We start from the raw sequence: 12,620 nt of genomic DNA on the forward strand, positions 1-12,620 counted from the left end.
GCACGGAGTGCACAGATTTCATGGTTCTTGTAAACCGGAACCGTGAAATCCATGCACTCCGTGCCTGAAAAATTATCATAATGCAAGAGGTTCTTTAAATTTTCCTCAACAAGTGTTCTATCCGTTTTTTGAGGATTTATAACCACTTCTCCACAATCTTCTCCGTCCTGTTCCACAACTCCTGCATCTGCACATGGCGGGTATACTTCCCGGAAAGATGCTTGGGACGGCAACTCGCATTTAAAGTTCCCGTACGTTTTCCGGCATCCTCATCCAGCAGCAGATGAACGGCTGTTGCAGCTCCTTGCCGGGGAGTACGGATAAAAGGCCGGAATAAGATATCTGTCAGCGGGTCGAACCACATGTGCATCGTTATTATATCGGTAGACACGATACCCGGATCGGCCGCATTCACCACAATCCCTTTTTCCCTGACCCGATTCGCCAGATTAACGGTAAACAAGGTCAGAGCCAGTTTCGTATTGCTATAAACAGGAATGCGCCAGAAACCTCCTCTCTTTCCAAGATGGAAGAAATCCGGAAAGTCGAGACGCCCTATGGCATAAGTACAAGACACCATATTGACAATACGGCTCCCCTTTTCCATCAGAGGAATAAGTTTGCGTGTCAGCAAATAAGGAGCAACATAATTAACACTCACCGTACGTTCCAAACCATCCTCAGTGATGTGACGCCCTGTTTCCATTGTTCCGGCATTATTCATCAGCAGACTGACGGTATCACCCCTTTCCAACATTCTTTCGGCAAAAGCCGCCACAGATGCAAGCGAAGCTAAGTCAATGCCCAATACCTCAATATATGGGTTACCGGTGTCATGCACCAACATATCCCTTACCCTTTCCGCTTTTTCCGGACGGTAACAGGCCATGATTATTTTATATCCGGCTGTAGCCACAGCACGGGTTATTTCCGTTCCCATACCACCGTCTGCACCGGTTATGATAGCAAGTTTCATGTTTACCAAGTATAAATTGCCAATAATAAGAAAGATTCAATCACCCCTTCGCTTCTATTTTCTCTATCTCCTTTTTCAAACAGGCAGGCAGTTCTTCCTGCAAATGCTGATGACAAGCCATTTCTATGGAATACATCCGGGCTATGCAGTAATTACTATGCCTACAGCTGCAACGGGCATTCTCCTCCTTGCGCATACGGTTCACAAAGCCCGGTTCGTTGAGTAGGGCGCGTGCCATCTGTACAGCCTCAAAACCATTGTCCAGCACCTCATCTATCTTGGCACGCGACACCAGTCCGCCCACATATATCAACGGCATCTTCAGTTCTGCACGGAACTTCAGGGCATCTTCCAGGAAATAGGCTTCTTTGAACGGCACAGACGGTATCATCCACCTGCCCGCCATGCGTACTCCATACTTCAACCACCAGCATGTCATATAATGTGTCATGCTGCGAATCGGCATTTCCCCACGCATCACATACATAGGCGCTTTACTTACAAAACCGCCGCTTAATACCAATCCATGTGCACCCGAGCATTCAAGACGCTTTGCCACTTGCATCGTCTCATCTATCTCCATGCCGCCCCGGAAACCGTCACGCATGTTCATCTTCACAAGCACTGCCATATCGCTGCCGGCAGCCTCCATCACTTCATCCATCACCATATCCATAAAGCGCATGCGGTTTTCCAGAGAACCGCCAAATTCATCTTTGCGATGATTGGTCGAAGGCGAAAGGAACTGGCTGATAAGGTAGCCATGTCCGGCATGAATTTCCACTGCATCAAATCCCGCCTCACGGGCCAGATTCACCGCCTTTCCGTAAGCACGTGCCATCTCCGGCAGTTCACCGGCACGCAAACCACGCACAAAAGTAGGTGAATACAGGTTGAAACCGCTGCTGGCACCGACCGGGGTACACCCGCAAATACTCTTATGGGACATGTTTCCGCAATGCCCCAACTGGATTCCGGCGGCGGCACCTTCCGCATGTATCGCATCGGTCAGCTTGCGAAGCCCCGGAATTATTTCAGGGCGCATCCACAACTGGCGGTCAAAAGAAAGCCCGCTCTGAGTAACGGCCGCATAAGCCACAGTAGTCATACCGATGCCTCCTGCCGCAACCGAACGGTGATAATCGAGCAACATGTCCGAAGGAGCATTTCCGGGACACATACTTTCAAAAGCAGCCGAACGGATGGTACGGTTGCGCAATGTCAGCGGTCCGAAAGTAACCGGAGTGAATAATTTTGATTCCATGTGATAGTTTCCTGATTTATGATTTATGGTTTGTCCTTTCAATAGATATAAGGTATGATACGCTTGCGTTTTCCTACCGCCTCATCACCGAATTCTTTCCGGTAACGGCCGTAAATGGCATTGGCACGGGGAACGAGATTGGCAAAAGTCCACCACACAAACACCCATGCGGCAGGCGAAGCAGTAAGTATGGCAAAACCGGTCCATTCTACCAATTCACCGAAATAGTTGGCAGAAGTGACATAGCGATAAAGACCTTTCTCAGGAAGGTAATGATTCGTGTCGCCCGGCTTACGCAAATGGCGAATCACATGGTCGGAATGAAGATTGATAAGCATACCGGCAAAAAACAACAGAAGCCCCGACCACGCATGGGTCTTCAGCAAATAAGCCCAACCACCGGAATACATCCCTTCGGAAGCAAAGTAAAACAGACCGCCAGCCTGCATCATTCCGTTCAGTACATTAAATACAATGCCCATCATCATAATAGTTACCGGCATCCGGCTTTTTCCTTTCAGCAGAAAAGGAAAAATAAACGACCTTTGGAAATAGTGTAGCTGGAACAGCAGGAAGAAAAGATATACCGGCACGGCAAAGCCTGCCCCGCTCCTGCCCCACAACCAAAACATAACGATAAAGACCGGCGCTTCCATCAATACCCACGCCGCCTTGTTACTAATGGAATATCCCCACGATGCAGTACGGAACATCCCATATCCGGCTTTGACGAAATAAAGAGCGATGAATACAAAAAGCGCAATGACGCACATCACTCCCAAAAACAGATGAAACCCTTCTTCGCTCATGTTCTTTTGTTTAAGTGTGACAAATATAGGGAAAACCTGTAACAATCAAATCGTTTTCCCGCAGCAATTATCAAAAACATACAGAAACGGATAACGCAAAGAGCGTGGATGTTTATCCGTTCCGCCACGGGAAAATGAATAAGGTATCGCTGTCCGGCTTTCCAACCGCAACAACGATACCTTATACGACCCGGCAATCCGAGGTCTGTGCTTTGAAACGGATCTACCGCTTCTTAATAGGAATGTATGCTACTTCTTCCAATACATTCTTATATGCCGGACGAATAATGCGCTTACCTTCGAAGTTCAACTCTTCATTACGATGTGCACACCAGCCCACGATACGCGCCATGGCAAACAGCGGAGTAAATATTTCCTGCGGCAACCCGATCATTTCATATACGAAACCGGAGTAAAAATCCACATTGCTCGAAACCGTCTTACCGTTGTTCTTCACACGGCCGAAAACTTCGATGGCTCGTTCTTCCAGCAATTCAAGGAAAGCAAACTCACGCTCTTTCCCTTTCTCGCAGGCAAGGTCGCGGGCAAGTTCCTTTAAAAGTATGGCACGAGGGTCTGAAATGGTATAGACGGCATGTCCGATACCGTATATCAATCCCGTCTTGTTATATACCTCCTTGTTCAGCATACGGGTGAAATAAGTGTCAATCTCGTCTACATTCGTCCAATCCCGGATATTCTCCTGCAAATGGTGGAACATGTCGGTAACCTGGATATTGGCGCCACCGTGAAGCGGGCCTTTCAGGGAACCGATGCCCGCAGCGATGGCAGAATAGGTATCAGTTCCGGTAGAGGACGTTACGCGTACGGTGAACGTAGAGTTGTTACCGCCGCCGTGCTCCGCCTGCAACACCAGCAACAGGTCAAGGGTACGGGCATCCAGTTCCGTATAATCCTTTTTCAGCATATACAGGAAATTCTCCGCGAGAGAAAGATTCTCCTGCGGATGCCGGATATGCAACGAACGGCCGTGAGTGGCATGGCGAAGCATATTGAAAGCATAGGCTATGATGGTGGGGAACTTCGAAATAAGGTCTATGCTCTGGCGCATCAGATTATCGCGCGACGTATCATCGGCCTTCGGGTCAAAGCGGTACATCTCGAGCACGCTTCGCGCCAGGATATTCATTATATTATTCCCTTCAAGCTCGATGATGTTCATCTTCGTTTTCTGCTCCAACGGCATATTATCGTTAATCAGCTCACGGAAAGAAGCCAGTTCCTCCCTATCGGGCAAACGGCCTGAAAGCAGCAGATACGCCACTTCTTCAAAGCCGAAACGTTTCTCCTTGAGAATGGCATGTGCCAAATCCTCAAGATCGTAGCCACGGTAGAACAATTTGCCCGGAATAGGCTTCAGACCTCCGCCCGGAATGCGCTCGTACCCCACTACGTTGCCAATCTTGGTGAGCCCAACCAGCACACCTGTACCGTCTTCATTACGCAATCCGCGCTTCACATCAAACTTCTTGAACAGTTCGTTCTCAATCCGGGTCGCTTCTTTCAGGTCTTCGGAAAGTTTGTAAATCAAATATTCTTTCTTCATAATATTTTTATTTTTTCTGGTTTATGGGGGAATTATTTACGGAAGTTTCTATCCTGTTCACGATTTCCCGTGTAAAAGCCGATGTAGACAATGGGACACCACCCTGCATGAAGCGGGCCAAATCGACTGTAGCACGACCTTCTGTGAAACTCTTCTCCAGTGCTTCCTCTATCAGCAAGGCAGCCTCTTTCCAACCCAGGTGTTCGAGCATCATCACCGCCGAAAGAATCATGGAACACGGATTCACAATGTCTTTTCCGGCAATATTGGGAGCCGTGCCATGAGTGGCCTCAAAAATGGCATGTCCCGTCCTGTAATTGATGTTGGCTCCCGGAGCGATACCGATGCCGCCCACCATAGCAGCCAACTGGTCGGAAATATAATCACCGTTCAAGTTCAGAGTGGCAATGACCGAGTATTCTTCGGGAACAAGCAAGGTATTCTGCAAAAAGGCATCGGCAATGCAATCCTTGACAACAAGACGTCCCTCCGCTATATCTTTTCCAAACTCACGCTCCGCCAGCTCATAGCCCCATTTCTTGAAGCCGCCTTCGGTAAACTTCATGATATTGCCTTTGTGTACCAGCGTTACAGAGGGCAGACCGTTTTCGAGCGCATAACGGCAAGCCGCACGCACCAGCCGCTCCGTTCCCTCTTTAGACACAGGTTTCACGCCAAAAGATGAAGTTTCGGGAAAACGCACCTTGGTCACGCCCATCTCATCATGCAGGAAGCGATAGAACTTTTCGGCTTCCGGTGTTCCGGCTTCCCATTCGATGCCGGCGTAGATATCTTCCGTATTCTCACGGAATACGCACATGTTTACCTTCTGCGGTTCTTTCACCGGCGAAACTACGCCTTTATACCAACGCACGGGACGCAGGCACACATACAAATCGAGTGTCTGGCGCAACGCCACGTTCAGCGAACGGATACCGCCACCGACCGGTGTAGTCAACGGCCCCTTAATACCTACCTTATAAGTGCGGAATGCTTCCATCGTTTCTTCCGGCAACCAGGAACCCGTTTCATTAAATGCCCGCTCACCGGCCAGCACTTCTTTCCATCCGATACTCCGGCTGTCTCCATAGGCTTTCTTCAAGGCTGCATCCACCACAGCCTGCATAGACGGAGTGACCTCTGCCCCTACTCCGTCACCTGTAATAAAAGGTACAGTAATCTTTTCCATATTCTATCGTGCATTTAATGCAGAGCCGGCACGGAACCAGCCTATCTGCTGTTCATTATACGTATGTTGTACTTCGATGCTCTCCTTGCTGCCGTCCTCGTGATGAAGCACCACTTTCAGGTTACGTCCCGGAGCAAAGCCTTTCAAGCCGACAACGGAAAGCAAGTCGTGCTCCCGAATTTTATCATAATCCGCCTTATCGGTGAAGGTCAGCGCCAGCATGCCCTGTTTCTTCAAATTCGTCTCGTGGATACGTGCAAAGCTCTTTGCCAGTATGACACGTACATTCAGGAAACGCGGTTCCATAGCGGCATGTTCACGGCTGGAACCCTCGCCATAGTTTTCTTCGGCAACGACAATGGAAGGAATCCCTTCGGACTTATACAGTTTGGCTGTACCGGACACCGTTCCGTACGTATTTGTAGAACGGTTCCACACTTTATTCGTTTCTCCGTTAAAGGCATTGACAGCCCCCATCAGCATATTGTCCGAAATATTCTCCAAATGCCCGCGGAAACGAAGCCACGGACCTGCCATCGAGATATGATCGGTGGTACACTTACCCTGCGTTTTAATCAGCAAAGGCATATTCAGCAAATCCTCTCCGTCCCAAGCCGGGAAAGGAGCAAGCAGTTGCAGGCGTTGCGACTGGGGAGCCACCGCAATATCCGTCTTTGCATGGGAAGGCGCGATATATCCCTCGCTCCCTGCCGTAAATCCTTCCGGCGGCAGCTCTTCGCCTATCGGTTCGGAGAGTTTAACCTGTTCGCCATCGGCATTGAGCAATGTATCTTTCAGCGGATTGAAACACAAATCTCCGGCAATGGTCAATGCCATTGTCAGTTCGGGAGAGGCTACAAAGGCATACGTATTCGGATTTCCATCCGCACGCTTGGCAAAGTTCCGGTTGAAAGAAGTTACAATAGAATTCTTACGAGTAGGATCATCGGTCACACGCTTCCATTGTCCGATACAAGGGCCGCAGGCATTTGCCATAATTGTAGCGCCTATTTTTTCAAAAGCGTCAATCATACCGTCACGCTCTGCGGTTGCACGTATGCGTTCCGAACCCGGATTGACAATCAGCGGAGCAGCCGCACGCAACCGCTTCTCTGTTACCTGATGCGCCAAAGACACCGCACGGCTCAAATCCTGGTAGGATGAATTGGTACAGGAACCGATAAGCCCTACCTCCATCTTACGGGGATAGCCGTTCTTCAAAACCTTCTCGGCAAACTCCGAAACAGGCGTGGCGGCATCCGGAGTAAACGGTCCGTTGATATAAGGCTCCAATGTGGAAAGGTCTATGTCGATAATACGGTCATAGTATTTCTCCGGATTGGCAACTACTTCATCATCGGCACGAAGTCCTTCGGCAACGGCAGTAGCCATATCTGCCACTTCCGCACGTCCGGTAGCTTTCAGATAGGCAGCCATACGCTCATCATAAGGGAAAAGAGAAGTCGTAGCTCCCACTTCCGCACCCATGTTGCAAATCGTAGCCTTTCCGGTAGCTGAAAGTGAAGCAGTACCCGAACCGAAATATTCGATAATGGCATTTGTTCCGCCTTTTACAGTCAAAATTCCTGCCAGTTTCAAGATAACGTCTTTAGGAGCAGCCCATCCGTTTAATTTTCCAGTGAGGCGCACGCCAATCAAGCGGGGCATCTTCAACTCCCATTCCATACCTGTCATCACATCCACCGCATCAGCACCGCCGACACCGATAGCCACCATTCCCAAACCGCCGGCATTCGGGGTATGAGAATCGGTACCTACCATCATGCCGCCGGGAAAAGCATAGTTTTCCAACACCACCTGATGGATGATACCTGCCCCGGGTTGCCAGAAACCGATACCGTAACGGGAAGAAACATCCCGAAGAAAATTATACACCTCCTCATTCGTTTTGGTTGCAGTGGCAATATCTTCTTTCGCTCCTTTATAAGCCTGAATCAGATGGTCGCAATGTACGGTCGAAGGAACAGCCACCTCATCACGTCCTGCATTCATAAACTGTAATAATGCCATCTGTGCTGTTGCATCCTGCATAGCCACACGGTCGGGCCGAAAGTTCACATAGTCTTCGCCGCGTTTATAGTCTTTCACATTCTTCTCATCGTACAAATGAGCATACAAGATTTTTTCCGCTAAAGTCAACGGACGTTGCAATATCGTCCGAATGCGTTCTATTTTCCCCTCATAAAGTGTATAAAACGCTTTAAGCATTGCTAAATCATATACCATAACCACTCTTTTTTTAAGAAATTCAATATTGTAAATATTACAAATTAATACAATAAACAAATCATAATAAGGAAAAGTTTAACAAAATAAAGCATTTCTTCCCCTAAAGGCTGAGATTTATTACCTTTGCAGGTATGAAAGAACAAGATACAAACAGTCCTATTATACATCTCCAGCGGCAACAGCTTCTGTTGCGTATGGAATACGAATACGAAAAAGAAGAATTCAAGCGACAAACAGAGAACATGGGCGTCGCCCGAAAAGTCAAGCGGGGAGTTTGCTGGTATCCTGCCTCACCGGGTCGAAGTTACTATAACTCGTTGAATCAATTAGTAATAGAAATTACACATACCGGGAACCTCGATATAGAACATAACTTTGAGTTCGGACGCCCCGTCTGTTTCTTCCGTCAATCTGCCGACGGTAAAATCACTTACTTCAATTTTACAGCCACCGTCAGTTATGCTGACGAAGCACGCATGGTAGTGATTATGCCCGGTGCCGGGGCTATTATGGATATACAATCCGCAGATAATCTCGGAGTCCAGCTTTATTTCGACGAAACTTCTTACCGCACGATGTTCGAGGCACTGGAAGATGTCCTGCGTGCAAAAGGCAACCGGCTTGCCGAATTGCGGGATATCCTGTTGGGTACGGTCAAAACCGGTTTCCGTGAGCTTTATCCGGTACGCTTCCCCTGGTTGAACTCCACTCAGGAGAGCGCCGTCAATAAAGTGCTATGCGCCCGCGATGTAGCCATTGTACACGGTCCTCCGGGAACAGGCAAAACCACCACGCTTGTAGAAGCCATCTACGAAACCCTGCACCGCGAACCCCAAGTATTGGTATGCGCCCAAAGCAATATGGCTGTCGACTGGATTTCCGAAAAGCTAGTGGACAGAGGCGTGAATGTGCTACGAATCGGCAACCCCACACGCGTCAACGACAAAATGCTCTCTTTCACTTATGAACGCCGTTTCGAAAATCATCCGCTTTATCCCGAATTATGGAGTATCCGTAAAGAACTGAGGCTACTGGGCGGTAAATCCCGCCGCGGCAGTTACGATGAACGCGAAGGGATACGCAACCGTATGAGCCGTCTGCGTGACCGTGCCACCACATTGGAAATACAAATCAACAGTGAGTTGTTCGACAGCGCCCACGTCATAGCCTCCACACTTGTAAGCAGCAATCACCGCCTTTTAAACGGACGCCGTTTCGGCACACTGTTTATCGACGAAGCCGCCCAAGCCCTGGAAGCCGCCTGCTGGATAGCCATCCGTAAAGCAGACCGTGTAGTATTGGCAGGAGACCATTGCCAGCTTCCGCCTACCATCAAATGTTACGAAGCCGCACGTGGCGGGCTGGAACGGACTTTAATGGAAAAAGTCGTAGCCGGCAAGCCGTCTGCCGTATCTTTATTGAAAGTACAATATCGCATGCACGAAGACATCATGCGCTTCTCATCGGATTGGTTTTACGGCGGAGAGCTGGAAGCTGCTCCCGAAATACGTCACCGGGGAATATTGGATTGGGATACTCCCGTTACATGGCTCGACACATCCGAAATGAATTTCAAGGAAGAGTTTGTCGGAGAAACCTTCGGGCGTATCAACAAAGAAGAAGCAGGCTTATTGCTGAAAGAGCTGGAAGCGTACATTCAACGGATAGGCGGAAACCGGATTCTCGAAGAACGTATCGACTTCGGACTCATCTCACCTTACAAGGCACAAGTGCAATACTTGCGGGGAAAAATAAAAGGCAGCGCTTCGCTACGTCCCTACCGCAGTCTGATAACAGTCAATACCGTCGACGGATTTCAGGGACAGGAACGTGATGTAATCTTTATCAGTCTGGTACGTGCCAATGAAGAAGGGCAAATCGGCTTTCTGAACGACTTACGCAGAATGAATGTAGCGATAACCAGGGCACGCATGAAATTGGTTATCCTGGGAGAAGCGGCTACCCTAAGCCACCATGCTTTCTACAAGAAACTGCTTGAATATGTAAGGACAATTAATGATAAGTAATGGAAAAGAGGGTATGTCAAAACTAAAATCCGCTTGCCATTTGTTTCTTTTCAGATACGGAATCATCAAGCGTATTTTGACACACCCCCTTTTGTCATTCTCCGATTTACACCGGGAATCAGTTGTTTTCCGGACGGAGTTTGCGAACCGTTACGGCTGTCTGCCACATTTCGCTTTCACGCAATGCTTTCAGCTCTTCGTTCAGTTTCTCACGATAGTCGGGTTTGGAATTGCTGTCGATGGAAATCTGGGCTTCATTACCGGACTTCACGCTCTGATACAGTTTCTGTACAACCGGCTTGATAGCATCGTGGAACGGGCCCATCCAGTCAAGTGCCCCGCGTTGGGCAGTAGTGGAACAGTTGGCATACATCCAGTCCATACCGTTCTTTGCAAACAACGGCATCAATGACTGGGTCAGCTCTTCAACCGTTTCATTGAACGCTTCCGACGGAGTATGGCCGTTTTCACGCAACACCTCGTACTGAGCCAACAGCAATCCCTGGATAGCACCCATCAAAGAACCGCGTTCACCGGTCAGGTCGGAAGTTGCTTCACGGATGAAAGTAGTTTCAAACAGATAACCGGAACCGATGCCGATACCCAATGCAAGCGTTCTGTCCAAAGCCTTGCCCGTAGCATCCTGATAGATAGCGTAAGAAGAGTTCAAGCCACGGCCTTCGAGGAACATTGTACGCAGTGACGTACCCGAACCTTTGGGGGCAACCATAATAACATCAATATCCGTGGGAGGAACCACACCCGTACGGTCGCTCCAGGTAATAGCGAAACCGTGAGAGAAGTAAAGAGCCTTTCCGGGAGTCAAGAACGGCCTGATAGTAGGCCATACGGACATTACAGCCGCATCCGACAACAGACACATAACGATAGTACCTTTCTGGCAAGCATCCTCGATGCTGAACAACGTCTCGCCCGGAACCCATCCGTCTGCAACCGCTTTCTCATAAGTCTTACCCTGACGCTGGCCTACGATAACGTTGAAGCCATTGTCGCGCAGGTTGCAAGCCTGGCCGGGACCCTGTACACCGTAACCGATAACTGCGATTGTCTCATCCTTTAAAATCTCACGTGCTTTTTCCAAAGGAAACTCTTCGCGGGTCATTACATTTTCAATAACACCGCCAAAATTCAATTGTGCCATTTTTTAGTTTTAATTTTTATTTGTGGCTTATGCCAACCGATTGATTAATAAATTATTTCTCTACAAATATCACTTTAGAACGGCAAACCGCTTCGCCGCCATTCTTTCTTACTTCTATATCATACGTGCCGTTTCCTACATAGTCCTTATAAAAGGTAAGCTCGTCACCGTAATAACTCTCCGCCACATATGCCATTTCGAAACGGCGGATGCGGCTCTCCTTATACAACTCTATCGGAAACAAATCAAGAATATGCTCGATATAGCGAATGCTGTTCACATGTCCGTTAATATCAATATCGCTATATTTGGCATTCAGGGAAGAAGCCGGTTCCGCAGATGTCACTTTTATACGCGAGGGCTTCTCGATGGGGCAAGGCTCATCGCACACATAATCCACGATACTGCCGCCATGCAAAGCCAGCAGGTCGGCGGGTTTACGGGTCTTGAGGCTAATCATCGCCCATACGGAACGGGCATACCCTATCTTCTTTCCGTCTTTGTCGATAATGGCAAAGTTACGGTCGGTGAAGAGACGGTACACGTTTTCCACCCACGTCCGGATAGAAAAATCCTCGTATTGATACGGCATTTCATCCAACTCGACAGCCAGGCGGGAAAGCACCCACGTATAATTGTCCTCATTCAAGGTAGCAATACCGAAACCGCGTTCCGTGGCATGAAACCCTGCACAGTTCAGCAGATGGTTGCCAAGCACACCCATTGTCAGGCGGCCGGTAAAGTCCACATGGAACGGTTCGGCTACAAACTTATAAGTTCCTATCTTGTTATTCTCACTCATAGTCCTTCTTGTTCTTTACTCCGGCGGTATTTTGCTTCACGATCCGCCAGATATTCGTTTACGCGTTCAAAGCAGCTTGTCGTGATGGCCACGCGGCCGGAACGTACAAATTGGAGTACGCACTCCAAAGCACTCAGCTCTTCATAGAGGTTGGTTATCTCCTCGCTCATGCCGTTCTTTTCTACAATGGAGAACACGGAATTCACCTCCACGATGCGCGCGTTGTATTTACGGATGATTTTGGAAACTTCCGGTTTTTCTTCCAGTATGGGGGTCGTTATCTTATACAGCGCAATCTCATGCTGGTAGATTTCATCGTCCGTGAAATAGTGCGCCTGCAGCACATCTATCTTTTTGGTGATTTGCTTCGTCACCTTCTCGATAGTATCCTTATCCGTCCAGGCTGTAATGGTATATTTATGTACCCCCTTGATAGAGGATGCCGAAACGTTCAAACTCTCGATATTGATTTGCCGGCGGGTAAATACAGCCGTTACCTGATTCAGCAAACCTGCAAAGTTTTCCGAATGAACGATGATTGTATATAATGTCTTGTCCACGTTGGTTTAATTAT

General features: G+C 48.5%; 10 protein-coding genes. 1 reads left to right on the forward strand and 9 read right to left on the reverse strand.

Going from position 1 to position 12,620, the window contains the following annotated elements:
• Window positions 1-136: 136 nt before the first annotated feature.
• The 6 genes from H8S52_RS06765 to H8S52_RS06790 all read right to left on the reverse strand — a co-directional run bounded on the left by H8S52_RS06765 (window position 137) and on the right by H8S52_RS06790 (window position 8,052).
• Window positions 137-976, reverse strand: coding sequence for an SDR family oxidoreductase (locus H8S52_RS06765; RefSeq protein WP_118939496.1), 840 nt, complete (start codon window positions 974-976; stop codon window positions 137-139).
• A gap of 40 nt (window positions 977-1,016) precedes the next feature.
• On the reverse strand, window positions 1,017-2,240 hold the full coding sequence (locus H8S52_RS06770; protein ID WP_186909524.1) for an NADH:flavin oxidoreductase: 1,224 nt from the start codon (window positions 2,238-2,240) through the stop codon (window positions 1,017-1,019).
• A gap of 38 nt (window positions 2,241-2,278) precedes the next feature.
• Window positions 2,279-3,049, reverse strand: a complete 771-nt coding sequence (locus H8S52_RS06775) for a DUF1295 domain-containing protein (protein WP_060385428.1) — start codon at window positions 3,047-3,049, stop codon at window positions 2,279-2,281.
• A 223-nt stretch (window positions 3,050-3,272) separates the two neighbouring features.
• Window positions 3,273-4,616 (reverse strand): citrate/2-methylcitrate synthase, encoded by a 1,344-nt coding sequence (locus H8S52_RS06780; protein WP_117984162.1) that lies wholly within the window; start codon window positions 4,614-4,616, stop codon window positions 3,273-3,275.
• Between the two features lie 7 nt (window positions 4,617-4,623).
• Window positions 4,624-5,805 (reverse strand): NADP-dependent isocitrate dehydrogenase, encoded by a 1,182-nt coding sequence (gene icd, locus H8S52_RS06785; RefSeq protein ID WP_117984161.1) that lies wholly within the window; start codon window positions 5,803-5,805, stop codon window positions 4,624-4,626.
• A 3-nt stretch (window positions 5,806-5,808) separates the two neighbouring features.
• Window positions 5,809-8,052, reverse strand: coding sequence for an aconitate hydratase (locus tag H8S52_RS06790; RefSeq protein WP_186909525.1), 2,244 nt, complete (start codon window positions 8,050-8,052; stop codon window positions 5,809-5,811).
• Window positions 8,053-8,186: 134 nt separating this feature from the next.
• Here H8S52_RS06790 and H8S52_RS06795 point away from each other — a divergent pair, with 134 nt between their 5' ends.
• Window positions 8,187-10,082: an AAA domain-containing protein gene (locus tag H8S52_RS06795; protein WP_186909526.1), complete on the forward strand. Its 1,896-nt coding sequence runs from the start codon at window positions 8,187-8,189 to the stop codon at window positions 10,080-10,082.
• A gap of 118 nt (window positions 10,083-10,200) precedes the next feature.
• Here the strand turns inward: H8S52_RS06795 and ilvC are convergent, their stop codons facing one another.
• The 3 genes from ilvC to ilvN are packed head-to-tail and all read right to left on the reverse strand — an operon-like array spanning window position 10,201 to window position 12,606.
• Window positions 10,201-11,244: a ketol-acid reductoisomerase gene (ilvC, locus tag H8S52_RS06800; RefSeq protein WP_186909527.1), complete on the reverse strand. Its 1,044-nt coding sequence runs from the start codon at window positions 11,242-11,244 to the stop codon at window positions 10,201-10,203.
• A gap of 52 nt (window positions 11,245-11,296) precedes the next feature.
• Complete coding sequence (locus H8S52_RS06805) at window positions 11,297-12,046, reverse strand: acyl-[acyl-carrier-protein] thioesterase (RefSeq protein ID WP_016661807.1); 750 nt, start codon at window positions 12,044-12,046, stop codon at window positions 11,297-11,299.
• Window positions 12,043-12,606 (reverse strand): acetolactate synthase small subunit, encoded by a 564-nt coding sequence (gene ilvN, locus H8S52_RS06810; RefSeq protein WP_005657201.1) that lies wholly within the window; start codon window positions 12,604-12,606, stop codon window positions 12,043-12,045. Before ilvN ends, H8S52_RS06805 begins: the two co-directional genes overlap by 4 nt.
• Between the last annotated feature and the right edge of the window lie 14 nt (window positions 12,607-12,620).

Source organism: Bacteroides sp. NSJ-48, assembly GCF_014287405.1.
GTDB classification, from domain to species: domain Bacteria; phylum Bacteroidota; class Bacteroidia; order Bacteroidales; family Bacteroidaceae; genus Bacteroides; species Bacteroides stercoris.

Coding starts and splice junctions, on each gene's coding strand:
- H8S52_RS06765 (WP_118939496.1), bottom strand. CDS start 976: ATGAAACTTGCTATCATAACCGGTGCAGACGGTGGTATGGGAACGGAA.
- H8S52_RS06770 (WP_186909524.1), bottom strand. CDS start 2,240: ATGGAATCAAAATTATTCACTCCGGTTACTTTCGGACCGCTGACATTG.
- H8S52_RS06775 (WP_060385428.1), bottom strand. CDS start 3,049: ATGAGCGAAGAAGGGTTTCATCTGTTTTTGGGAGTGATGTGCGTCATT.
- H8S52_RS06780 (WP_117984162.1), bottom strand. CDS start 4,616: ATGAAGAAAGAATATTTGATTTACAAACTTTCCGAAGACCTGAAAGAA.
- icd (WP_117984161.1), bottom strand. CDS start 5,805: ATGGAAAAGATTACTGTACCTTTTATTACAGGTGACGGAGTAGGGGCA.
- H8S52_RS06790 (WP_186909525.1), bottom strand. CDS start 8,052: ATGGTATATGATTTAGCAATGCTTAAAGCGTTTTATACACTTTATGAG.
- H8S52_RS06795 (WP_186909526.1), top strand. CDS start 8,187: ATGAAAGAACAAGATACAAACAGTCCTATTATACATCTCCAGCGGCAA.
- ilvC (WP_186909527.1), bottom strand. CDS start 11,244: ATGGCACAATTGAATTTTGGCGGTGTTATTGAAAATGTAATGACCCGC.
- H8S52_RS06805 (WP_016661807.1), bottom strand. CDS start 12,046: ATGAGTGAGAATAACAAGATAGGAACTTATAAGTTTGTAGCCGAACCG.